This is a genomic window from Adhaeribacter arboris (assembly GCF_003023845.1).
In the GTDB taxonomy this organism is placed as follows: domain Bacteria; phylum Bacteroidota; class Bacteroidia; order Cytophagales; family Hymenobacteraceae; genus Adhaeribacter; species Adhaeribacter arboris.
On sequence record NZ_PYFT01000001.1, the window covers coordinates 4,736,464 to 4,759,895 of the forward strand.

Consider the following 23,432-nt stretch of genomic DNA (forward strand, 5'->3'; position numbering starts at 1 on the left):
TTTAGTACAAGCTTATTTAAACGTATACGATACGGCTACTCCGTTTCCTGCGATGGGATCGTAGGTTGGCGTAATAGAAAGGCCTAGATTATTGTTTTTCTTGTGCAGGTGAGGCACTAATATGCCTACAGTAGCTCCAATGCCATAACCCAAAATTACGTCACTTAAAAAATGTTTACCGGCTTCCAGTCGCAGGTAACCAACCGAAGCGGGTAAAGCGGCCGCAACTCCCCAAACTACCGGGCGTAAACGGGAATCCGGGTTAAAATCGTTGAAGACTTTTGCCGCGAAAAAAGTAGCACTAGCGGTAGCCGCCACGTGGCCGGCAAAAAAAGAATTACTCGCATTTTTGGTGGTTCGGGTGCGTATAGGTGCTTCCGTACCGTAAACTAACGGGCGTTTCCGGTAAACCAGGCCGGCTGTCATGGCATAAATAGAACCGGTAATAGCCATTGTTTCGGTGTATAATAAAAATATTTGCGGTCCCGACTGAAACGCTTTTTTATCAATTATTAAAGCAAGAGGTAAAGCAAAAGAAGTATAAAGGGGAATATCACTTAAATTGTTGGCGCTTTCGGAATAATTTCCGGCCGTAAACCGATCAAAACCATTTACATCCGATTTAGTTAAGCCAGCTACCTCCTCCGGCTTTAAACCGTGTTTGTTACTAATCAGGTACAAGCCTAAACCACTTACCGCCACTCCGCCACCCACAATGGGCGCATCTATTTTAAATGAAGTTTTATACGGCGATTGACTCTGACCAAAACCAGCTAAAGAAATTTGAAAGAATACAAATACAAGTACAAATTGATTTTTCATCCTTAGTTTATACCCTCGTTTAGTCTTTCCGCACTCTACTTTTAAGCATGCTTTTCAAACGCTAAAACTCAGTAAAAGTTATTTTAGCGGTTATACAACATTATTGCCTGGCTTAAAGCTCTTAGCATAGTTTAGTATAGCATTGCTTTGCCCGGTAAATCTGAATTTCCATAATTATTATTTAGCACTACTTACTTCGGGAAGCCGGTAGCATCCAGGCGGGGAATAATCTTTAGCGCATTTTTATAGTAAAGCTTCTTTAGAACTTCGTCGGGTAAATTTAAACCGTACATTTTCCAGAAGGCGTGGCGTTTGCGGTAATAATTAAAGTATTCGTCGTCGGTTTCGAGTACCCGGAAATAAGTATGGTATTCGGTAGGTTCGTAAGCGTCTTTGCCAAATAAAACCCGGTCTTGGTATTTAATGAACCATTCGCGGGCAAAATGCGGCTGCCGGCCCAATTCTGCTAGTACGGCCCCAATTTCGGTGTACATATTGGGCATTTTATCCATCAATTTTCCCAAGGTAGCTAAGTCACCCCCTAACCAACCCAGGTGGGCATTAATAAAAATGGTTTTGGGATGTTTCGCGAATAAATTATGCTGCTCCTGCATTACTTGCTGCCAACTCGGGTATTCGCTGCTGGGGCGGGCCCGGTTCGGAAACTGAGTTAACTCCAGCCAGCGTTCGTTGTATTTATCTATCGGGTCGAAGAAAGAACGGGGTTCGCCGGTATGAATGAGAACGGGTATTTTTAACTCGGCGCATTTCTGCCAGATAGGATTGAGCCGCGGGTCGTCGGTAGGTACGCGTTTGCCGTTTTTATCTTTTACGGTCATACCCAAATTTTTAAATATTTTCAAGCCCTGGGCGCCATTTCTTACGTCTTGTTCCAGTTGCGCCGCCGCTTTCTCGCCAAAGTTTGGGTCATCCATCTTGCTGAAATCGACATTGGCAAACACCACAAAACGATTGGGATAATTGTTTTTTAAATTAGCTACTCCGCTCTTAAGTTCACTGCCGCTGCCCCCGCTTAAGTTTATCATGGTGCGCATGTTCAGAGCATCCATTTCTTTAACCAGTTTGTTTAGCGCTTCTTTGCTCATGCTGGAATTTTGGTGATTATGCACGTCAATAAACGGGTATTTGGCTTTGGTTACCGGATGTTGGGGCACCACCAACGTAGATTTAGGCTCGTATTCTTCAATCGTCATGGTTTGCTGCGCACGGGCAGCAGGCAAAATAATAGGCAGAAAGGTGCTAGCGAGGAGTAGAAAAAGTTGGGTGGTTCGGGTCATACAATTAACGATGGAGTAGGAGCTAAATATAAGAAAGAGTGACAAATTTTTTGTTTTTGCAAGGGGCTTCTACACCCGAGTCTTCTTGGCATCGCTCTCAGAAGCAATTACAATCGATAGACATATATTTATAGACACTATTGCCTCGTAGCTTAAGAGGCTCACGCAGCCACAAAGCAATGCATTAGCCAGTCTTTATTATAGAAATAAGATAAGCATGGTTTTACAATGCAGTCCAGAACCCAGGATTATAATGGTCTTTTTCAGTGCTATTCAAATCAACAGTTTTTAAATGTATACCCGCTATTCCCTAAACCTCATCGCGATTATCTTCCATAGTTAGTCCCATGGTATCCAGATTTAGCGCTACGAGTTTGCCTAAGCCGGGTGGCCAACTATACACGCAGCCCCCATCGATGTTAATAACCGGGGAAATGGGTCGGGTAATGCTATTTAGAATGAGGTTAACTCCCGTAGGGGTATGCCCGTGCACAATGCGGCGACCGTTGGTAAATTTACTGTTTAATTTAAAATTCCGAATCCAGACCATTGCTTCGTATTCCGTAAATGGGTTTGAAGATTGAAAATCAAAACCGGCGTGTACCAGTAAATAATCATTTAGCGGTTTATAATATTCCAGTTGTTTCATAAAGTTGAGGTAAGTAACCGGAATATCCGTTACCTGCTGCACCTTAAAACTGGCTAAGGTAGCCTGACCACCATTGCGCAGCCAGGTAGTTAAATACTTGTCGCTTTTTAAAGATTCCAACAGCATTAACTCATGGTTGCCCATTAAAGTAGTAATGGCAAACCCTTGCGCCCGCAATTCCAGAATAAAATCAATTACTCCTTTTGAGTCCGGGCCCCGGTCAATGTAATCACCGAGCAGGAAAAGCTGGTCGGTAGGTTGGAGCTTAAGGCTTTCTTCCACCAGGCAGCGAAAAGTTTTAGCACAACCGTGCACGTCAGAAATAGCGTATCGGCTCAATTTTTAAAGTTTAGTTTATTTTTAAAGTACGAAAAGTAGAGTTTAGATAAGTTTCTCTATGTATTGTTCCATGCGTTTGCGGGTTGCCGCATCGGGCAAACGGCCATAACCCGCGCCCATGTTGTCGGTAAGATGCTTAATTTTTGAAGTAGCCGGAATAACGCAGGTAATAGCCGGATGTGCCAAAATATATTTAAGAAAAAACTGTCCCCAACTAGCGCAGTCAAACTCGCGGGCCCACTCCGGTAAGGGTTTGTCTTTTACTGCGCTAAATAAACTCCCACTCTCAAAAGGCCGGTTTACAATTACGGCAATATTCTTATCTTGCGCCAAGGGCAACAACCGGTTAGCCGCCTCACGGGTAGTAATATTATAGTTTAGTTGCACAAAATCGATGGATTCCGAACGCATAATTTTTTCTAAGTTATCAAAAGCACTTACCAGATAGTGGGTAATACCAATGTAGCGAATCCGGCCGACGGCTTTCCATTGGCGTAAAGTGGCTAAATGCGTTTGCCAGTCTACCAGGTTATGAATCTGCATCAAGTCTAAAGGATTACGGCGCATTTCGCGCATAGATGTTTCCATTTGGGTAATGCCTTGCTGCCGCCCTTGCGTCCAGACTTTGGTGGCCATAAATAATTTTTTAATTACTTTCAGCTCATCTGCCAAATCACCCACTACAACTTCCGACTCGCCGTACATCGGCGACGAATCAATTAATTTACCGCCCATTGCCACGAACTGCCGCAGCACTTCTTTTAAGGGAGCCCGTACCGTGGGCGACGGACTTACGTCAAAAGTTTGCCAGGTGCCCAATCCAACAACCGGTAGTGGCTCGTTGGTGGACGGTATTTTACGGACCAGCATGTTGGCCGGTGCTCCCAGACTATCAATAGGCGTATTTAAAAAGGCCGAAGCGCCGGCTGCCGCAATAAGCTTGGTGGCATCGCGGCGGGAGTAGCTTTGAGGTTTATGCGGGTAGTCTTCCATTGTTTTTACAAAAATAAAATTACTCGGATGTTGCTACCCATGTACGTAGATTTTAGCTAGTCAGGTTGATTTACCTTTACTCGAAATATGGGTAATAGTCGTAAAGTATGGGTACTATAAATAACAAGCAGGTGCTTTTTACTTGCCAATAATGCTTTCATGCAGAATAAATCCTTATTCCAAATAAATAGCCGTTTTCAAATAGCGGGTAAAAAAATAACTTGTTTATTCAAAATAATAGGTAAATTTAAGGGAGTGCCTTTAAAAATAATCAAGGATAATCTTGTTTTATTTTGAAATTAGAAAATAAGGTTTATATTTGTTGCAAGTATTTCAATCAAGAAGAAATGATTTATTCAACCGTCCTGCCTATTGTTAACCAAAATTGGAAGCTAGACCAACTGGTTCGGGGCGTGTGTTGATATTTTTATACCCAGCATAACAGAAAACCCGAACCGTAAACGTTCGGGTTTTTTATTTAGTAGTAGTTTGTAATTTAATCGTATAATGAGTACGGAAGTTTATGCGCCCAACATGGCCAGTAAAAAGTTAACGGGACATGACCTGATGGAGTTAGGTTTTCCCGCCGGCAGAAGTATTAGCTTAGCCATTAGCTTAATGCAGAAACACTATGCCCATCTGTCGCCCGCAGCACAGTTAGATTTACTCAAGCAAGTGCTGCTGGCACCGGATAAGTTTGTTACCCACACGGTACTAGGCGAAATTCTGGCGGCGCTAACAAAACAAAATAATTCTACCGGAGCCATACACCTGCACGAGCAGCCCAAGCCATACGCCATTTTTGGCGATAATTTGATTGAAACCGATGCCAAAGAGCAGATGGATTTAGCTATGCGCTTGCCGGTAACGGTAAACGGCGCCCTGATGCCCGATACACACAAAGGCCACGGTTTACCTATCGGCGGTGTTCTCGCCACAGATGGGGCAGTTATTCCGTACGCGGTAGGAATGGATATTGCCTGCCGGATGCACTTTACTTTATACAATGTGCCGGCTACTATACTGGAAAAACAAAAGTACCAACTAAAACAAGTTTTACAGGACCAGACCCGGTTTGGCGTAAATACGGGTTTTGAAAAACCGCAGGCGCACGAGGTGTTTGACCGGCCGGAGTTTAATCAGATAAAAGTATTGCAGCAACTAAAAACCCGGGCAGCATACCAGTTAGGCAGCTCGGGTACAGGTAACCACTTCGTAGAGTTTGGGGCGGTAACATTGGATACCAACGACAACGCTTTTAACTTACCCGCCGGGGAGTACGTGGGAATCTTATCGCATTCGGGAGCCCGCAGTTTAGGCAAAAACATTGCGGCGCATTACACCCAAATTGCTATGGATACTTGTCGGCTGCCGGTAGAAGCAAAATACTTAGCCTGGTTAAATCTGCAAACTCAGGCGGGTCAGGAATACTGGCAGGCCATGCAAGTAGCTAACGACTACGCCTTAGCTTGCCATGAGCGCATTCACGAACGCTTAAGTGTCAGTTTCGGGGAAGAGCCGGTAGCTCGTTTTGATAACCCGCATAATTTTGCCTGGAAAGAGCAATGCCAGGGGCAAGAAGTAATTGTGCACCGCAAAGGAGCGGCCCGGGCAACTGCTGATAACTTTAATGTTATTCCGGGTTCCATGACGCAGCCCGGCTACCTGGTACGGGGATTAGGGAACGTAGCAGCTCTTTATTCATCATCGCACGGCGCCGGACGGGCCATGTCCGCGAAAAAGGCCGCGCAGGTTTTATATCAAACCGAAATGAATGGCTTAATTAAGGCATTCGGCATAGAACTAATTGGCGGCAGTTTGCAGGAATCGCCGGTGGCGTATAAAAACATGCATTACGTGATGGAAAGCCAGCAGCAGCAAGTAGAAATTTTAGGCAAGTTTACTCCAAAATTAGTTCGGATGGACCGGTAGTAACGGACTTGGTTAAATTATATTTGCAAAAACCTTCTTTTAAGAACCTGCAAAAGAGAAAAAGTAGTTAGGAAATTAGCAAATTTAGGCTCCAGATAGATTGCGGAATTGATAAATTTCAAAATTTTAAGCAAAACAATAAATTTTATCCAGATAAGTAGCAGATAATTTAATTTTTTACTTAAAATTGAATTTCATTGTATAACTTGGTAGTTACGATACCGTTGTATAATAAATAGTGTAGATTAATAGAATTAATGGGCGGAGGCATATAGCTGCTGTTTAAAATATGAAAATTGTTACCTTAACTATAAACCCAGCTTTAGATAAAAGCACCCAGGTAGAAAAGCTTGAGCCGGAGCATAAATTACGGTGTAACGCACCCGTATTTGAGCCAGGTGGGGGAGGAATAAATGTGTCGCGGGGCATCCGAAATCTGGGCGGCGATTCTTTAGCGTATTACTTATCGGGGGGTGCCACCGGTCAGGTATTACAACAATTGCTCGACGATGAAGGCATCACGCACATGCCTATTCCCTCGGTAAAATGGACCCGCGAAAATTTCTCCGTAATTGAAACTTCCACTGATAAGCAATACCGGTTTGGTATGCCAGGTTCTATTATTCCGGAGTACGAGTGGCAATACAGTTTAATTAAATTAGAGAAAACTTTTCCGAAACCCGAGTATATTGTAGCCAGTGGCTCTTTACCGCGCGGCGTTCCCAACGATTTTTACGCCCGCGTAGCTACTATCGCTAAAAAAATTGGCGCAAAATTAATTCTGGATACTTCCGGCGAAGCCTTAAAACAAGCTGCGGGTATTGGGGTGTATCTTTTAAAACCGAATTTGAGCGAATTGGCCATGCTGGCGGGTAAGACTGATATTCAAGACTCCGAAATAGAACAATTTGGGAAACAACTGCTCGCCAACGGCATGTGCGAAGTAATGGTCGTTTCTATGGGGAGTCAAGGTGCGATGCTAATTACGAAAGATCAGGTAGAGCAAATTCCGGCACCTACCGTAAAAGCCCGCAGTACCGTTGGCGCCGGCGATAGTATGGTGGCCGGTTTGGTTTACAAAATGTCCTTAGGTTGGTCGCTGAGCGATTCGGTAAAATATGGGGTAGCCGCAGGAGCCGCCGCGGTTATGTCGCCGGGTTCTGAGTTATGCAAGCGCGACGACGTGGAAGAATTGTTTAAATGGATTAAAGCCCAGCAATTAGTAGAAACCAACGAATAACAAGAACTTATCTTTAAACGGAAATAAACAAACGGCCGGATGTTATTATCCGGTCGTTTTTATTTTCAATTGATTCAAACTCTTCTTGCCAATTTTCTTCTTACCAAAGCTTCAATATTCCTTTTTGCGTACCTTCTGGTAATTAAAGCAGATAAGATTGTATATCTTTTTAGAATTAGCTGAACCATACTTGTTTCTTTTTAAATAGCTCGGTCAAAGCATTTCCGGTGTTGACTTTTTATTAAAATTAAGTTTTTAAGCATTTAACTGTGTAAAAGAAAAACTCACGTACCCAAAAAACGGTACATCTATTTATTCGGAGCCAAAATGCCCTTTTCTATTCTGGATAGCGCCTAAAACTACTCATTTGATTTATTTTCGTAAAAAAGAAATTAGATGATAGACGTTGCAAAATAAGATCATGGGAAAGTTATCTTATTGCTTAACAGTTATTTAGGTAAGTTGTAAGTTGCCTTCATTTTATGTATATTTGGACTAATAACAGGTGATTATGGGTAATTACGACAGTGTAACGGTAGCGAATTATTTGTTGGCCTTGGCTTATAAAAAAGGCATTGTGCTAAATGTTACCAAGGTGCAAAAACTGCTCTTTATTGCCTATGGTTATTTCCTGGCTAAGTACAACCAACACTTGCTGAACGAGCCGCCTCGCGCCTGGCCTTTTGGTCCTGTATTTCCGAAAACCCGCAAACAGGTAGATTACAGTAAAATTATTGGGGTAGAAGATGCTTCTTTACAGGAAATAGCGGCGGACCCAATAGTAACAGATACGCTAAGCCGCATTATTGATAGATATTCTAAATTCAGTGCTAGCCAGTTGTCTGATTGGTCGCATATGCCGGGTAGCCCTTGGGATAAAACTACGAAAGAAGCTTCTTTTACCTGGGATTATCCTATTCCTGACGAGTACATTAAAGAGTACTTCTCGGGCATTGAAATTTAAAGGCTAAAAAATTTAACTTGCAGAGTTTAGAAGAAATTATTCAGTCGCGCGCAACCCCTATTGGCAGAGATACCGATATTGACGCCGATGACTTAACGGCCCAACGTCGGCGCTTCGAAAATCAACGTTATAAAGAAGATACCTCTCACCGGAAATGGCTTGCCGTCTGGACGGCCATTGTGGTAACGTGTTGGCTAGGAGCCGTGTTGTACATCTTAATTATGAACGAACGCTTTATTTGTTTAAGCGACACGGTGCTTACTTCTTTACTGGCTACAACTACCTTAAATGTATTAGGTTTATCATTTATTGTGCTTCGGGGGCATTTTCTGTTGCCGGGTAAATAACCCGAAATTTTACAGATTTCGGTGGTAAGAACTTCTACCAGAATCAAGATGCCAATGAATTTACTAATTTTTCATTCGCGTGAGTCCGTTCAACTTGGTCATAAAAAAAAGAGCTGCTCATTAAGCAGCTCTTTTTCAATTATTACAGGTAAATCTTTTAATCTTTCTTAACGCAATTCGGTACTTTTTTACCGGCTTTATCCTTCATGCCTTCTTTCTCATAACCATTCCAGCACGGATCTTTCTTTTCGGCAGCTTTCTTTTTCGTTGGCATTTAATTATTTCCTTGGTTTGTGGGGTTTACGCAATCACTTAAAAATAAGTTGGTTGATATAAAAAAGTTGCAATAGAAATATTTTATAATACTATCTTACGCCATTGGTGAACGTTCTAAATCTTTTTGTTGATTCTGTTTTTAAGGCTTATGTCCATTGAACTTTTATCCTTTAGTCTTTGAGATAACTGTATCTTGTTTGGTACTGCTACTTAACTGCTTTAGCGGGTTATTTTAAACGACCTTTTATTTTAAACGACCTTTGGTGGTTTGGTGAAATTATTTGTAAGACAAAGGCATTGAAGTAGGAGAAAGTCAAACGGATCAGCTAACTTATTTGGAATAACCCGGAACACATTGTATCTTGCAACTGTTTATAATAAGTCTAAATAAGGATAAAACCAGGTGCAGAAACGCAAAAGTGTTCGGGATTTGAAAGTTGGTGAGAGCGGCACAATTTGCTGCCTCAACGATCCGGAAATGTCTTTAAAACTCCTGGAAATGGGTTGTATTCCGGGTACACCAGTAAAACTAAACAGCAAAGCTCCACTTGGCGACCCTATTACCATAATTGTAAACGATTATACCCTCTCCTTACGTTTAGACGAAGCAGGCACCATCCTGCTAAAATAATATCGTCTATGGCAGAATTGATTCATCCGGAAGAAAAAATAGAGATAAAAGCAGCGGTTACTAAACCGATTACCAAGATTGCTTTAATTGGTAATCCTAATTCCGGAAAATCATCGTTATTTAATCAATTAACCGGTCTAAATCAGAAAGTAGGTAATTTCCCCGGCGTTACCGTTGATAAAAAAACCGGTATTTGCCAGCTGGCGCCGCAACAAAAAGCCCGCATTATTGACTTACCGGGAACGTACAGCCTTTATCCGAAATCGCTCGACGAAAAGGTAATTATTGATTTGCTCTATAATCAGCAATCGGATCTTTACCCGGATTTGGTTATCGTTACCGCGGATGCCTCTAATTTAAAACGCAACTTGTTGCTATTTACCCAACTCGTAGATCTGCAAATTCCGGCCGTTCTGGCGCTTAATATGATGGACGTTGCCGAAAAAGACGGCGTCAAAATTAATATGGAGCAATTGCAGCAGGATTTAGGCGTGCCCATTATTCCAGTTAATGCCCGCACCGGAAGCGGAATCGCGGCCTTAAAGATTGTTATTTCCCAGCAGTTGCCGGTGCCAAATCGTGCCTTTTTTCAGATTCCGGAAGAATTTTCCGGGTTAATAAAGCCAATCCGGCAGTATTTTAATTTACAGACCGATTACCTGGCTTGGCATTTTGCGCATCAATACAAAAATTTAACTTTTTTATCTGAAACCGATAAGAGATTTCTCTCGGATTTATTAGGGCAGTATTCCTTTAATTCCAATACCTTACAGGCTAGCGAAACCATAAATCGTTATACGCTCATCAACGAATTACTGCTTGATTCGGTTCGCGTAGAAAAAGCAGATACGAACGAAAAATTCAGTAATCGTCTGGATCAAATTCTAACCCATAAAATATGGGGGTATTTAATCTTTTTTGGGGTATTGTTCATGATGTTTCAGGCAATTTTTGCCTGGGCCACTTACCCCATGGACTTGATTGACGAAGGAATAACGGCTATTAATAATTTTATTCAAGCTCGTTTTGATGGCCCGCTCATTAATTTACTCACCGAAGGGGTCATTGCCGGTTTGGGTGGAATTTTAATTTTTATTCCGCAGATAGCGCTTTTATTTGCCTTTATCGCCATTCTGGAAGAAACCGGCTATATGGCCCGGGTTACTTTTATGATGGATAAGATTATGCGCAAGTTTGGGTTAAACGGGAAAAGTATTGTGCCGCTTATCTCGGGGGTGGCGTGCGCGGTGCCGGCCGTAATGGCCGCCCGTAACATTGATAATTGGAAAGATCGCATGATCACCATTTTTGTTACCCCGCTCATGAGTTGCTCCGCCCGTATTCCGGTATATACCGTATTAATTGCCTTGGTGGTGCCCGAAAAATATTACCTCGGCTTTTTGAATTTACAAGGCATGGTGCTGATGGGCTTGTATTTGCTGGGTTTTACCGCGGCGGTTTTATCGGCGTGGGTAATGAAATTAATCTTAAAAGCCCGGGAACGCAGCTACTTTATTATGGAGTTTCCGGTGTACAAAATGCCGCGCTGGAAAAATGTAGGCCTTACTATTATCGAAAAAGTAAAAGCCTTTGTATTTGAAGCCGGTAAAGTAATTATTGCTATTTCTATTATTCTGTGGGTAATGGCCTCTTATGGCCCGGGTAATCGTGTGGCTCAGGCCGAACAAACCGTGCAACAACAAGCGCAGCAATACAACTGGACTCCCGCAGAAACCAGTCTTCATCTTTCTACCCAAAAGCTGGAAGCCTCCTACGCCGGAGTATTGGGCCGGGCCATGGAGCCGGTTATCCGGCCATTGGGTTTTGATTGGAAAATTGGTATTGCCTTGCTGACTTCTTTTGCGGCCCGTGAAGTTTTTGTGGGTACTATTTCTACCATTTACAGCGTGGGCGACGAAGAAAACATTAAAACCATTAAAGAAAAGCTGCTCTCGGAAAAAGATGAAGCCGGACAAATTTTCTTCACCCCGGCCCGGGCTTTCTCCTTGCTTATTTTTTACGTATTTGCTATGCAGTGCATGAGTACCTTAGCCGTAGTATACCGCGAAACCAAATCCTGGAAATGGCCGATTATGCAATTATTTTACATGAGCGGATTAGCCTACGTTTGCTCGTTTATTGTGTATCAGATTTTTAAGTAAGCTGTAAAAAGCGTAAAAAATCCAGGCTGGCTATCAGCGAAGAAGTTTAAATAAGCTCGTCATATTTCGCTAAATGGCGTTCTTTACGGCTTAATGGAGAATCTTTATAGACGCTTTCTTTATTAGTCTGAATACTTATAAAAGCTAGGGAGGAGCTGGAGCCGAAGGGAAGGGTAGTTAAGTCCTCTAGTATGAACAGTAACATTATCTCTTATTATCTTACCATTTAGGAACGAGCCGAAGAATCAGTAATTACGCTAAAATTGCCTTCACAACTTTGCCTTCTACATCTGTTAACCGGAAACGGCGGCCCTGGTATTTATAGGTTAATTGTTCATGATCTACGCCCATTAAATGCAGCAAAGTCGCCTGGAAATCATGCACGTGCACCGGGTCTTTCACAATGTTATAACTGAAATCGTCGGTTTGGCCGTAGGAAAATCCGGCTTTTACCCCCGCGCCGGCCATCCACATGGTAAAACACCGCGGGTGATGGTCGCGACCATAATCGTTGGCAGTAAGTTTTCCCTGAGAATATACGGTTCGGCCAAATTCTCCTCCCCAAACTACCAGGGTGTCCTCCAGCAGCCCCCGGCGTTTGAGATCTACAATTAGCCCGGCCGTGGCCCGGTCAATTTGTTTGCATTGTTTGTCCATACCTTTCGGGAGGGAACCGTGATGATCCCAGCCTTGGTGATACAACTGCACAAACCGCACGTCTTTTTCTAACAGTTTTCGGGCTAGCAAACAATTGGCGGCGTAAGTACCTTTATCGCGGCTTTCCGGGCCATACAGCTCAAATACTTCGTCGGGTTCGTGCGAGGTGTCCATTACCTCTGGTACCGACGTTTGCATTCGGAAGGCCATCTCGTACTGCGCCATCCGGGCATTTACTTCCGGGTCGCCCCAACTTTCGTTCTGCAATTTATTCAATTGGGTAAGATAGTCGAGCATTTCTTTACGGTCAGTACCTTCGTAGCCTTCGGGATTATTCAGAAACAGAACCGGATCTTTCCCGGAACGAAACTGTACTCCCTGGTACTCCGACGGCAAAAAGCCATTACCCCACAGCCGGGCATAAAGCGGTTGATCTTTCGCAGCATCCTTCGATACCAAAACAATAAAGGCCGGCAAATTCTGGTTTTCCGATCCTAAACCATAGCTTACCCAAGCACCAATGGATGGACGACCGGGCAACTGGTGTCCCGTCTGAAAGAAGGTAATGGCCGGATCGTGGTTAATTTGCTCGGTATACAACGATTTAATAAGGCACAATTCGTCTATTACTTTGGCCGTATAAGGTAATAATTCGCTTACCCAAGTTTGATTTCTGCCGTGTTGCCCAAATTTATACAGCGAAGGAGCAACGGGTAAGATCGCCTGATTGGCACTCATGCCGGTGAGTCGTTGCCCTTTCCGCACGGAATCTGGCAAACCTTTGCCCAGCATATTTTGTAGTTGGGGTTTGTAATCGAAGGTTTCCAGTTGCGAAGGTCCGCCCGCCATAAACAGATAAACTATTCTTTTCGCTTTTGGCGCTACTCGTTGGCGAATGGCTTCCAGTTCCTGTTGACGCGGAGCGGCTCCCAGCGCCCAGTTACCCAGCAATCCGCCTAAAGCCACGGCCCCCAGACCGGAGGCCGTGCGCATCAGAAAATCGCGCCGGTCGAGTTTGCGGTTTAACTCCGCAAATTCGGGCGTTTGCAAACGGAACGGTTCGTCGTGGTGCGGTTTCATAGGGCTTAACGTTTAGTTAAAGTAGCATCGGAATTTAAAATAGTACTGGCTACTACCGCATTAGCGGCAACCTGGGCGGGATCTAATTTCTTACTAATAGCGTACAGCCCAGCTTTTAGCCAACCTTGAGTTTTACTTTCCTTATTTTTAAATTTTTTATATTGATTCTCTTGCAGACTCAGCAGCAAGGTTATTTCCGGCTCCTGTGGCGTTCGGCCCGTTAAGCTTCGATACGTTTGGATAATGGCTTGCCGGGAATTGGCTTCTTTGCTCATGCGCTCGCCCAGAACTTTGGCGGCTTCCAAAAAAGTAGGGTCGTTGAGAGTAACCAGGGCTTGCAAAGGAGTGTTGGTACGCTGCCGCCGCACCATGCAACTGCTTCGGGTGGGAGCATCGAAAGTGGCTAGTGTGGGATTCGGCACGGATCGTTTCACTACTACGTAAAGGCTCCGGCGATATACCTCCGCCGTTGAATCGGGTTGATAAGTCATGCTGTTGATTTCCCACAATCCTTCGGGTTGATAGGGTTTTATACTCTTGCCGCCAATTTTTGTATTTAACAACCCGCTAGCCACTAAGGCGTTGTCGCGCATCATTTCGGCGGAAAGACGGGCAGCCGGCCCACGGGCCAATAACCGGTTCTCGGGGTCTCGTTCCCGTAGTTCCGGACGGGTATGCGAATCTTGCCGGTACGTCGCCGATAGCACCATTAATTTAACCAATTGCTTCACATCCCACTTATAATCCTGCTGAAAAGTCACCGCCAGCCAGTCGAGTAATGCCGGGTGACTCGGCATTTCGCCTTGGTTGCCAAAATCTTCGGCAGTCTTTACCAGCCCTACCCCAAAGAAGTTCTGCCAGTAACGGTTCACGGCTACCCGGGCCGTTAGCGGGTGATTTTTATCGGTGAGCCACTGGGCTAAACCCAGCCGGTTTTTAGGCCGCTTCGCTCCAAACGGCAAAATAGCATTGGGAGTATTCGGGAACACTTCCGGGCCGGGATTATCGTATTGGCCACGTTGTAAAAGATACGTTTTTTTAGGCTTGGGCATTTCCTGCATCACCATAATCTCGGGTATCCGACGAGTAGAATCACTTAAGATTTTACGTTGTTTTTGTAATATTAACCGGCTGGCTTTTACGCCGGCATCTTCCGTAGCTAAATAATACGCTTGTAAAATTTCTTTATCGGTTGGCGTAAGTTCGGCTGGGGTTTTGTTGGCCAGAGTTGCCCAATTTGCCTGTTTAGCTAGTATTTTTATTTCAAAAGGTGTTAAGGTCCGGTTATACACTACCACATCATCTACTTTGCCGCCTTTAAAGCCCAGCCCCCGCCACCAGCCCCCAATTTGTAAGGCAGGTTCATTGTCTTGGTAAAATATAATATCTTTATACAATTGGTCGATGCTAGTTTCCAGGGTCAGTTCGGCACCATCGAGGTAAAGTTTAAAGCCATTGGCTTTGGAAGAGCCATCGTAGGTTAGGGTAAGCTGCACCCATTTTTCGCGTGGTATTGGTTGTAAACTCTGCCTGGTAATAGCATTAGACGGCGCTGTATGGGCCATGTTAATTTCCAGCCGGTTGTTTTTTAGCATCAAGTGATAGCCTTTAAAGTTGTACAACCGCTCGGCGTTACTTTTATGAAAAATAACCCCTTCTTTTAAGCTTTTGGGAATCCAGGCCCAGATTCCAATTGAAAACGGGTCGGACTGCCGGAAAACTCCTACGTGCTTTAAATCGGCGTAGGAATCACCGTTAAGTAGTAACACGTGTCCCCGGTTGTCTTGCGTAAAAACAGCTTTGTCGGGTTCACCCGCATCGCGCTTCATCTCGCCTTTTTGTTTAGAATTTAAGCTGTTTACCAACGATTGCTCGAACGAGTAAAGGCCCTGCAAACCCATTTGCGGTATTACTTGATTTTCCAGTTTCCGGTAAGCGCCCGCTGCCAGCCATTGGTTAACGGCTTTCTTCGCCACCTCTTCGGCTTTAATTACCTTTGCTTCTTGTGCTGCTATTAAGGCTTTCATGTACCGAATCAGTTCCTCTTGTTTTTCGGTAGGAAGCATCAGGGTGGGGGTGGGTAAATCGTCGTTCCAGGAAATTTGGCCGGCCTCCCGCACATTGTTAAAAAAGCCGTATAACTCGTAATAATTTTTCTGAGAAATAGGGTCGAACTTATGGTCGTGGCAACGCGCACAGCCTACCGAAACTGCCATAAAAGCATCGCCTAAAGTATTAGTCCGATCTATCACGTATTCGTTCTGAAACTCTTCTTCTACTATGCCGCCTTCCATATTTTGCGGATGCAGTCGGTTAAAGGCAGTAGCAATGAGCCTATCGCGCGTGGGTGAGCTGTTTTTTGGTCCTTTCATTAAGTCGCCCGCTAATTGCTGATGAATAAAAGTACTATAGGGCATGTTCTGGTTAAACGCCCGAATTACCCAATCGTGGTACGGCGACATATCCCGCAATCGATCGACGGTATAGCCGTGCGAATCGGCAAAGCGGGCCACATCGAGCCAGTCGGTAGCCATTTTTTCGCCGTAATGCGGTGATGCCAACAGCCGGTCCACTTGCTTTTCGTAAGCGTTGGCGCTCTTATCGGCAATAAATGCGTCCAGTTCAGCCAAAGTCGGGGGCAATCCTGTTAAATCAAGCGACAACCGGCGGAGTAGTAATTCTTTGGACGCTTCCGGAGCGGGTTTTAAGTTTTCCTGTTCTAACCGGCTTAAAACAAAGTTATCAATAAGGTTACCACGCGAAAATTTCTGTAATTGCTTCAGTTGCGGGATGGGTTTCTTTTCTGGTTTCACAAAGGCCCAATGCGGTTTATAAACAGCTCCTTCTTTAATCCATTTTAATAATACCGCTTTTTCTGCCGCTGCCAGCGTTAAGTGCGATTCGGGAGCCGGCATCTGGTATTCGGGGTCACTGGACAAAATACGGGAGACTACTTCGCTTTTTCGCCAATTGCCGGGTTTTATGGCTACTTTACCCGGACTTTCGGGCAAAGAACCGTAAGCCGATTGAACTAAATCCAGCCGTAAGCCGGCTTTTTGTTTGGATTTATCGGGGCCGTGGCAGGCAAAACACTTATCGGAAAGAATGGGCTTTACGTGCTGGTTGTAATCCAGTTGGTCGGGCAGTTTCTCGTAAGCCGTGACTACTTCGGCCGGCAGTTCTACGCTATTATTCGACTGGCATCGCGAAAGCCCCAACAGCCCACTTACACTAACCCAAAATAAAAACCAATAACGTAACGGTAACATACCTAAACAGTAAAGTTTACTTTGCTTTATTCCTTTCCGGTCGCGCTTTTAGCAGTACCCGTATCCTGGTTCCGGATTAAAATTAAATTTTCCTCACAGATTGGTGTGCGCCTGCCAACTTATATTCATCATTCATCCGTTTAGCACCTTAACTGGAGAGTTTATACCAACATCCGCTTACCTAAAATTAGGCCCAGTAACAAGCTTTTCTTAAAGCTACGTTCCTACTTTATAAAACCGACAATATTCCGAAAAAAGATGTACTAAATTTAATTCCTTTGGGCTATTCTAAAAATAGAGAGAATTGTTCTATTTTTAGATAAATCCGACTTTTAATTCGTAAATAGTCAGTTGCTATCTATTTTTCAAGCCATTCGCTCACTTACATAAAGCCGGATACCTTTAGGTAGGGAAATTGCCTGCTTTTGCCAACGAAATTGTTATGCTCGATTCTTTCTTAAAACTGAAAATGAGCCTTTTACATATTGGTCATATTACTTTAGGCACCGAGTGGCAGTTTGAAGGAGTTATTAGCCCTTTCAGCCGACTTTATCTTATTACCAAAGGAGAAGCCTGGGTGTGGCACCACCAGCAAAAGTTTTATCTCCAACCAGGAAATCTTTATCTGATTCCGAGCTTCACCTTGAGCCGTTATTATTGTAATAGCTTAATGACGCAGTACTATATTTCTTTTCTGGAAGAAACGGAGAATGGCTCTTCTGTTTTTGATTTACTGCCTTTTTACTACGAAGTGCCGGCCTTGAATTTAGATAAAAAGCTGTTCAAGCGGTTACTGGAAATTAATCCGGGGCGAAGTTTGCCGAATATCGACCCGAAAGTATACGATAACCAATCGAACCTGCTCAGCTTTAATCGAACTTCCCAGGACCAACCTATTGCACAATTGATGGAAACTCAGGGTATTTTATTACAACTGCTTTCCCGGTTTCTGCAAAACGCAACCGAGGCAACATCCCGTCAGGCTCAAGGGCATATTCAATTACGCCCGGTTTTAAATTACATTCACGCGCATTTGCACGAGAAAATTACGGTAGAACAACTGGCAGCTCTTCAGCGGCTGAACGTGGATTATTTTTCGCGGCAATTTCAGAACCAATTAGGCATCCGGCCTATTCATTATATCACCAACAAGCGGCTGGAGCGGGCCCAGTTGTTAATTACTACTTCCTCGCTCTCGTTACAAGAAATTGCTGAACGGGTAGGGATTGCCGACATTTATTATTTCTCCCGGCTTTTAAACGCCGTTTTGGTATACCACCGGCCCGGTACCGAAAAGCGAATGGGCAGTATCATTAATTTATCGTCGGTATTTTCTGAACGGTTAATACAAGAGTCAGCAAGCTAAAGTATTTCCCTCTTAAACTCCTTACTTACTCTTTAACATTAAGGCAGAATTGCCTATTTTAAAATTAGTAAGTTTTAAAATTTATTGCCGCTAAACGATAACTTAAAAAGGTCGCTATCGCTCAATAAATACTATACTTAGAGCTTATTACCTTCCAATTTCGTTCTTACTTTAACTATCTTCGCCAAGGCTTTTATACTTTCTGCCGCCATTTAAAGAACTAACCAAACCACTTATAAAATGCAACAATACCTCATTACTGCCTACGATTTTACCGATGCCGAAGCTCTAAACCGCCGGATGGCCGTACGCCCGACACACCTGGAAGGCGTTCGTAAACTGAAACAAACGGGTAATTTTCTTATTGGCGGGGCCATTCTCAATTCGGCTAGTCAAATGATGGGTTCTTCGCTGATTGTGGCCTTTGCCACTCCCGAAGAATTAGAAGCTTATCTAAAATCGGAGCCTTACATAACCGGAAAAGTTTGGGATAAAGTAGAAATTAAACCCTTCCGGGTAGCGGATGTATAAGTTCCTGGGTTCTTTTTAAGTGTTATACCTTTTATATTATATGTCTAAAAGCAAGCATTGCTTACTAAAGTAGATATACAGGTAATAAGGACAGAGACAAACTAGTTGGGCAACATTTAAAAGACGGAAATGAAATTTAATAAAACAATAAGAACAATATTCCCACCAATAGTTGGCTACTTAACATACCTACTTTTTGATGGACTGTTTGAAAAAATATTTTCACTTGAACCTGTTGAAGAGTCTTGGGTGCCAGGAACGGTTGTTATATTAGAGAACCTTGGTGCTTTGGCATGTATTGGATTATGTTTTGCTTTTCAATACAAAGTAATTGTTCCAAAGACAACCAATTCTACAATAGCAATAACCATTAGAGCAACATTTCTTGGGCTTATACTTGGGTTGTTTTTTTCTTTTATAGATTCATTTTATAGAACTAGTATAAAAGTTATATTAATAGAGTTTTCAAGATTTCTGGTAGATTATGAAAGCTTTGTAATAGGAAACTTAGCCCTTCTAACAATCTTCAACTTAATTGAAAACAAGAAAATGTTAAAGGAGGTAAGAAACAAAACTTAAATCACACCAAGGCCCGCCATAGCCCATTATGCCTAATTAAAAAATGAAAAAGCTTCTGCCAATTTTTATGCTTTCAATAGTTTTTTAGCATGTGGAGAAACAAAAGTTAAGCCCCAAGTTAAAGAAGCTTCACCTTTAACAACCGGAGATTACTACTTAGGCATACACAACCTAAAAAGCATTGAAAAACTTTTTAGCAAAGATGTTAAGAACCATTGAACTAAAGCTATAACTTAAAATTCGTTTAAAATTTAGGAAGGCGATGCTCTAAATCAGCTTTAATTACCATAACAATAAATATATTTAACGTTTAAATAGAAAACATTCCTACGTTATGAGCCCTTTAAGAATCTTTTGTTTAGTAATGACAGTAGCCTTCTTGTACGCTACGGCGGTTCAGTACAACGATCCGGATCCTTATTATTGGATGCCGATTTATCTTATTCCCGCAACTATATCGATGTTAATTTTCTTTGGACGAGGTAATAGCCTCAAACCCATACTTTTAATTTTAGCCCTGATATATCTGGCAGGAACGTATTACATGTGGCCGGCCCATTGGGAAGGGGTGGCTTTACAACACGGCATGAAAACGATAAACATTGAAGAAGGCCGTGAATCGTTGGGTTTGGCAATTGTGGGTTTTACCCTGATAGTTTATTTTCTGGCCTTAAACCGGCACAAGCGTATTATCACGTAATTCTATTAATTTAAAAAGCCGGTAATCACCGGCTTTTTTATGAAGAGCAATTGGTAAAAAACTCTAATCGGCTCCCTAACATCTTTATTGTTTTTTATTCGTACGCGTAGGCGGCCGTTCATCCATCCTATTTACTTATGAAGCATACTTTACTAGTAACTTTTTTGTCAGTAGTGTTACCCTGCATTTGTTTCGCGCAAACCACTGAAGAAGCGCCGGAGCTGGAATCGGATCGGCCTACTTTTACCCAAGGCGCTACTGTGGTGCCATCCAAAACCATTCAGATAGAAACCGGACTGGAATACCGGAAAGATCAAACGGAGGAACAGCAGGAGAAAGATTTCATTTATCCTACAACTTTAATCCGGATGGGAATTCTAAAAAAAGTAGAATTACGGGTAAATGTAGATTTTGAAAAACAAAAACATCACTATGCGGCAAGTTCCAGTTTACCGGGACCACAAACCAAACTGCAAGGTTTTGATAATGTGCGGGTAGGTACGAAAATAGAATTAGTAAAAGGCGAGGGTGCCCTGCCCACTATAGGAATTTTAGGTAATGTAACGTTACCAGTCGGCAATAAAGATTTGCGGCCGCCGCACACGGCACCGGAAGGCCGGTTGCTTTTTAAAAACGAATTATCCGAAAAGCTGAATTTACAATACAATTTTGGTTACCATAAGCATAAAGAAGAAGAAGAATATCGGGGCGAAATGATTTACACGGTTAATGCTAATTTTAAAGTTGCCGATACCTTCCAGGCCTTTGCCGAATACGAAGCCACGAAAGCGGTCCATCAATCCGTTGATAGCAGTATAAATGGTGGTTTTATGTTTAAAATATTACCTAACCTGCAAGTAGATGTATTTGGGGGAACCAGCGTATCCGAAGCTGCACCTGATTTTTACACGGGAGCCGGTGTTACCTGGCGCATACCTCGTTAATATCCGCTTTTTTAGTTGAAGCAAGTAGCTTAATCTGTGTTAGTAGGATATATTATAAAAACAGTATTCTTATAAAAAGTCCGAATTTCTAAAACTTAGAAATTCGGACTTTTTATAAGAATACTGTTTTACTTTTTATTACTATCTACTTTAATTCGGTCGTCGCGGTTGGCTAGTTCCCAGGCGGTATAAAAAACCAGCCGGCCGATTTTTTCAATTTTATCGAATAAAATTTTGTCTACTTCGTCGGTTTCCTGGTGGTAATCGTCGTGCACGCCGTTAAAGAAAAAAGCGACCGGAATGTTATTTTTAGCAAAATTATAATGGTCGGAGCGGTAGTAAAATCGGTTCGGATCTTCGGGATCGTTGAAACGGTAATCCAACTTTAATTGCGTGTATTGCTTATTGGCAGCTTCATTAATGGCGTGCAACTCCGACGATAATTTGTCGGAACCAATCACGTACACGTAGTTTTTGTCGTTGTCGTGCTCTTTATCCAGACGCCCAATCATATCAATATTTAAATCTACTACGGTGTTTTCCAAAGGTAATACCGGATGGTCGGTGTAATACTCCGAACCCAATAAACCTTTTTCTTCCCCGGTTACGGTCATAAACAACATGCTACGCCGCGGCCCGAAACCGTCTTTTTTAGCTTGCGCAAAAGCTTGGGCCAATTCCATTACGGTTACGGTGCCGGAACCATCGTCGTCGGCCCCATTGTACACTTTTCCGTTTTGCACGCCTACGTGGTCGTAATGCGCGGTTACTACTACAATTTCGTCTTTTTTATCGGTGCCTTCTACCAAGCCCAGTACGTTTTCGGTGGGCAATAATTCGCGCTTACGGGCTAGTTTTACCTGAATGGTTTTAATAGGTTTAAACGGAGAAGTAATAGCTTGACCAGCTTTGCTAACCTGACCATGATAGTTTACCAAATTACGCGAGGTAGCATTCAATAGGCGGCCACCCATTTCCGGACCAATAAAAATGCCGGGAACTTCGGGCGTTTCGGCCTTTTCTTTCGGGAACTTCACCGAAGCACGTTCGGCAACCGCTTTAATCCGGGCCACGTACTGATCAAATTCGTCCTGGCTGGTCCGGCTGCCAATTAAAATAATGGCTACTGCCCCCTTCTGAGCGGCTACCGTACTTTTTCTTTTCCAGTCAGTGGACCACGCGGAGGGTTTACTGGTTTGGGTAATAATAGATTTGCCTTGCCGGTTAGTAGGTTCACCGACAAACATTACCGCTACTTTCCCGGTAACATCTACATTGTTATAATCGGTGTAAGCGGAGTCTTCAATACCGTAACCTACAAATACTGTTTCCAGATTTTGCTCCGTAGTAAAAGTCGGATCGCCCTGCACGTAAAAATCGGTTAGAAAGATAAAACGTTTGCCATCGATGGTTACGTAGCCCTCGTCCCAGGAGGTTTTTTCGAGGTTAAAGGTTTGATAATAGGGGTTATTGCCTTCTTTTACCGGGCCGGTCAGGCCATCGGCCTTAAACTGATTCGAGATATACTCGGCTGCCATTTTCTGGCCTTTTTCACCGGTTTCCCGGCCTTCGTATGCATCCGAAGCAATGGTAGTTAAATGTTTGGTTAAGTCGGCTACGGTAATGGTGGAAGCATAGGTAGGAGCAGCCGCGCGTAATTTGGTAACATCCGTTAAAACTTCCGTTTTAGGAATAACAGTAGAGGTTTTTTGCCGGGTGCAGCTTCCGGCGAGTATAATTGTTGCTAAAGCTATGGCATACAGGTTTTTATTCATGGAGTTAGGTGCTGGTGGAAAATATAATAGGTAATACGTTCTGAATCAGGTGTTATGTTTTAAGCTATACGATTTAAGCTTCTCGGAGGAAAAATAATAGCTTTAACTATAACTATTTATTTAAAAAACAATCAGGAGAGATTTTACAAATTACGGGCATTTACATGGCAAACTTTCGTTGTTCTACTTCTTAAGTAGTTCCTGCTTTTATTTATCCTTTTAGCTATGCTGGCTTTCCTGCTATTATTTTACTGTTAAAGACTGTTAGTCAAGTAGTTTATTTGCATAAACGTTAAATAGTGGGCGGTAATTATATCACGATTTATAAATTAATACCGTGGCATAAGCGGCCACCCCTTCTTTTTTGCCCACAAAGCCCAATTTTTCGGTGGTAGTTGCTTTAATCGAAATATCTTCCTCGGGTAGTTGCATTACTTCGGCCAGGCAGGTTTTCATGGCCGGAATGTGCGGGTTTACTTTGGGTTCCTGGAGGCAAACGGTAGAATCAATATTACTAACCTCGAAGCCGGCGTTCCGGATTAATTTTAAAACTTCCCGGAGTAAAATTTTACTGTCGATGCCTTTGTACTGCGGATCAGTATCGGCAAAATGGTAGCCAATATCGCGCATATTAGCTGCACCCAGTAAAGCATCGCAGATCACGTGAATGAGTACATCCGCATCGGAATGGCCTAAAGCGCCGTGCGTATGCGGAATTTTAATGCCGCCCAACCAAAAGTCGAGACCTTCCCGTAATTGGTGAACATCGTAGCCGAAACCAGTTCTTATTTTCATAAAGAACAATTAATAGTTTATATAATTGCCGGCAAAAATAAGGATTGTTAAACGGATGCCCGTATAAATTTTGTAATTCTTCG

General features: G+C 43.1%; 19 protein-coding genes. 11 read left to right on the forward strand and 8 right to left on the reverse strand.

Annotated features, from left to right (window positions below):
* Window positions 1-12 precede the first annotated feature (12 nt).
* From AHMF7605_RS19185 to AHMF7605_RS19200, 4 genes are all read right to left on the reverse strand, one after another.
* On the reverse strand, window positions 13-822 hold the full coding sequence (locus AHMF7605_RS19185; protein WP_106931655.1) for a phosphatase PAP2 family protein: 810 nt from the start codon (window positions 820-822) through the stop codon (window positions 13-15).
* A 191-nt stretch (window positions 823-1,013) separates the two neighbouring features.
* The gene (locus AHMF7605_RS19190; RefSeq protein WP_106931656.1) at window positions 1,014-2,120 is read right to left on the reverse strand and encodes an amidohydrolase family protein; all 1,107 of its coding nucleotides are present in this window, start codon (window positions 2,118-2,120) and stop codon (window positions 1,014-1,016) included.
* A gap of 310 nt (window positions 2,121-2,430) precedes the next feature.
* A complete protein-coding gene (locus AHMF7605_RS19195) occupies window positions 2,431-3,108 on the reverse strand; it encodes a metallophosphoesterase family protein (RefSeq protein ID WP_106931657.1) in 678 nt (225 codons plus the stop codon).
* A 42-nt stretch (window positions 3,109-3,150) separates the two neighbouring features.
* Entirely contained in the window at window positions 3,151-4,101 is a 951-nt protein-coding gene (locus tag AHMF7605_RS19200; RefSeq protein WP_106931658.1) for an aldo/keto reductase, read from the reverse strand.
* Window positions 4,102-4,608: 507 nt separating this feature from the next.
* On the opposite strand from AHMF7605_RS19200, the gene AHMF7605_RS19205 reads away from it, so the two are divergent.
* From AHMF7605_RS19205 to feoB, 6 genes are all read left to right on the forward strand, one after another.
* Window positions 4,609-6,033 (forward strand): RtcB family protein, encoded by a 1,425-nt coding sequence (locus AHMF7605_RS19205; protein ID WP_233219189.1) that lies wholly within the window; start codon window positions 4,609-4,611, stop codon window positions 6,031-6,033.
* Between the two features lie 289 nt (window positions 6,034-6,322).
* On the forward strand, window positions 6,323-7,273 hold the full coding sequence (locus AHMF7605_RS19210; protein WP_106931659.1) for a 1-phosphofructokinase family hexose kinase: 951 nt from the start codon (window positions 6,323-6,325) through the stop codon (window positions 7,271-7,273).
* A 511-nt stretch (window positions 7,274-7,784) separates the two neighbouring features.
* Window positions 7,785-8,237: a Panacea domain-containing protein gene (locus AHMF7605_RS19215; RefSeq protein ID WP_106931660.1), complete on the forward strand. Its 453-nt coding sequence runs from the start codon at window positions 7,785-7,787 to the stop codon at window positions 8,235-8,237.
* A gap of 17 nt (window positions 8,238-8,254) precedes the next feature.
* Entirely contained in the window at window positions 8,255-8,584 is a 330-nt protein-coding gene (locus AHMF7605_RS19220; RefSeq protein ID WP_106931661.1) for a hypothetical protein, read from the forward strand.
* Window positions 8,585-9,263: 679 nt separating this feature from the next.
* On the forward strand, window positions 9,264-9,491 hold the full coding sequence (locus tag AHMF7605_RS19225) for a FeoA family protein (RefSeq protein ID WP_106931662.1): 228 nt from the start codon (window positions 9,264-9,266) through the stop codon (window positions 9,489-9,491).
* A gap of 8 nt (window positions 9,492-9,499) precedes the next feature.
* Entirely contained in the window at window positions 9,500-11,653 is a 2,154-nt protein-coding gene (gene feoB, locus AHMF7605_RS19230) for a ferrous iron transport protein B (protein ID WP_106931663.1), read from the forward strand.
* Window positions 11,654-11,905: 252 nt separating this feature from the next.
* On the opposite strand, the gene AHMF7605_RS19235 is transcribed toward feoB, so the two are convergent.
* Entirely contained in the window at window positions 11,906-13,390 is a 1,485-nt protein-coding gene (locus AHMF7605_RS19235; protein ID WP_106931664.1) for a DUF1501 domain-containing protein, read from the reverse strand.
* Between the two features lie 5 nt (window positions 13,391-13,395).
* Window positions 13,396-16,659 carry a DUF1553 domain-containing protein gene (locus AHMF7605_RS19240; RefSeq protein WP_106931665.1) on the reverse strand — a complete coding sequence of 1,088 codons (3,264 nt, stop codon included), beginning with the start codon at window positions 16,657-16,659 and terminating at the stop codon, window positions 13,396-13,398.
* Window positions 16,660-17,101: 442 nt separating this feature from the next.
* Between AHMF7605_RS19240 and AHMF7605_RS19245 the strand changes: the two genes are divergently transcribed.
* The 5 genes from AHMF7605_RS19245 to AHMF7605_RS19265 all read left to right on the forward strand — a co-directional run bounded on the left by AHMF7605_RS19245 (window position 17,102) and on the right by AHMF7605_RS19265 (window position 20,779).
* The gene (locus AHMF7605_RS19245) at window positions 17,102-18,025 is read left to right on the forward strand and encodes a helix-turn-helix domain-containing protein (RefSeq protein WP_233219190.1); all 924 of its coding nucleotides are present in this window, start codon (window positions 17,102-17,104) and stop codon (window positions 18,023-18,025) included.
* Window positions 18,026-18,265: 240 nt separating this feature from the next.
* Window positions 18,266-18,556: a YciI family protein gene (locus AHMF7605_RS19250; RefSeq protein WP_106931666.1), complete on the forward strand. Its 291-nt coding sequence runs from the start codon at window positions 18,266-18,268 to the stop codon at window positions 18,554-18,556.
* A 129-nt stretch (window positions 18,557-18,685) separates the two neighbouring features.
* On the forward strand, window positions 18,686-19,135 hold the full coding sequence (locus tag AHMF7605_RS19255; RefSeq protein ID WP_106931667.1) for a hypothetical protein: 450 nt from the start codon (window positions 18,686-18,688) through the stop codon (window positions 19,133-19,135).
* 364 nt (window positions 19,136-19,499) lie between these two features.
* Window positions 19,500-19,835 carry a transmembrane 220 family protein gene (locus tag AHMF7605_RS19260; RefSeq protein ID WP_106931668.1) on the forward strand — a complete coding sequence of 112 codons (336 nt, stop codon included), beginning with the start codon at window positions 19,500-19,502 and terminating at the stop codon, window positions 19,833-19,835.
* Between the two features lie 137 nt (window positions 19,836-19,972).
* Window positions 19,973-20,779 carry a transporter gene (locus AHMF7605_RS19265; RefSeq protein ID WP_106931669.1) on the forward strand — a complete coding sequence of 269 codons (807 nt, stop codon included), beginning with the start codon at window positions 19,973-19,975 and terminating at the stop codon, window positions 20,777-20,779.
* 128 nt (window positions 20,780-20,907) lie between these two features.
* Here AHMF7605_RS19265 and AHMF7605_RS19270 read toward each other — a convergent pair whose 3' ends face one another.
* Both AHMF7605_RS19270 and ispF read right to left on the reverse strand, forming a co-directional pair.
* A complete protein-coding gene (locus tag AHMF7605_RS19270; protein WP_106931670.1) occupies window positions 20,908-22,554 on the reverse strand; it encodes a M28 family peptidase in 1,647 nt (548 codons plus the stop codon).
* 315 nt (window positions 22,555-22,869) lie between these two features.
* Window positions 22,870-23,349: a 2-C-methyl-D-erythritol 2,4-cyclodiphosphate synthase gene (gene ispF, locus AHMF7605_RS19275; protein WP_106931671.1), complete on the reverse strand. Its 480-nt coding sequence runs from the start codon at window positions 23,347-23,349 to the stop codon at window positions 22,870-22,872.
* Between the last annotated feature and the right edge of the window lie 83 nt (window positions 23,350-23,432).

What these genes read in the sequence shown, in the direction of transcription:
- AHMF7605_RS19185 (WP_106931655.1), bottom strand. Translation starts at nt 822, where the DNA reads ATGAAAAATCAATTTGTACTTGTATTTGTATTCTTTCAAATTTCTTTA.
- ispF (WP_106931671.1), bottom strand. Translation starts at nt 23,349, where the DNA reads ATGAAAATAAGAACTGGTTTCGGCTACGATGTTCACCAATTACGGGAA.
- AHMF7605_RS19245 (WP_233219190.1), top strand. Translation starts at nt 17,102, where the DNA reads ATGCTCGATTCTTTCTTAAAACTGAAAATGAGCCTTTTACATATTGGT.
- AHMF7605_RS19200 (WP_106931658.1), bottom strand. Translation starts at nt 4,101, where the DNA reads ATGGAAGACTACCCGCATAAACCTCAAAGCTACTCCCGCCGCGATGCC.
- AHMF7605_RS19265 (WP_106931669.1), top strand. Translation starts at nt 19,973, where the DNA reads ATGAAGCATACTTTACTAGTAACTTTTTTGTCAGTAGTGTTACCCTGC.
- AHMF7605_RS19235 (WP_106931664.1), bottom strand. Translation starts at nt 13,390, where the DNA reads ATGAAACCGCACCACGACGAACCGTTCCGTTTGCAAACGCCCGAATTT.
- AHMF7605_RS19240 (WP_106931665.1), bottom strand. Translation starts at nt 16,659, where the DNA reads ATGTTACCGTTACGTTATTGGTTTTTATTTTGGGTTAGTGTAAGTGGG.
- AHMF7605_RS19260 (WP_106931668.1), top strand. Translation starts at nt 19,500, where the DNA reads ATGACAGTAGCCTTCTTGTACGCTACGGCGGTTCAGTACAACGATCCG.
- AHMF7605_RS19210 (WP_106931659.1), top strand. Translation starts at nt 6,323, where the DNA reads ATGAAAATTGTTACCTTAACTATAAACCCAGCTTTAGATAAAAGCACC.
- AHMF7605_RS19205 (WP_233219189.1), top strand. Translation starts at nt 4,609, where the DNA reads ATGAGTACGGAAGTTTATGCGCCCAACATGGCCAGTAAAAAGTTAACG.
- AHMF7605_RS19190 (WP_106931656.1), bottom strand. Translation starts at nt 2,120, where the DNA reads ATGACCCGAACCACCCAACTTTTTCTACTCCTCGCTAGCACCTTTCTG.
- AHMF7605_RS19270 (WP_106931670.1), bottom strand. Translation starts at nt 22,554, where the DNA reads ATGAATAAAAACCTGTATGCCATAGCTTTAGCAACAATTATACTCGCC.
- feoB (WP_106931663.1), top strand. Translation starts at nt 9,500, where the DNA reads ATGGCAGAATTGATTCATCCGGAAGAAAAAATAGAGATAAAAGCAGCG.
- AHMF7605_RS19215 (WP_106931660.1), top strand. Translation starts at nt 7,785, where the DNA reads ATGGGTAATTACGACAGTGTAACGGTAGCGAATTATTTGTTGGCCTTG.
- AHMF7605_RS19255 (WP_106931667.1), top strand. Translation starts at nt 18,686, where the DNA reads ATGAAATTTAATAAAACAATAAGAACAATATTCCCACCAATAGTTGGC.
- AHMF7605_RS19250 (WP_106931666.1), top strand. Translation starts at nt 18,266, where the DNA reads ATGCAACAATACCTCATTACTGCCTACGATTTTACCGATGCCGAAGCT.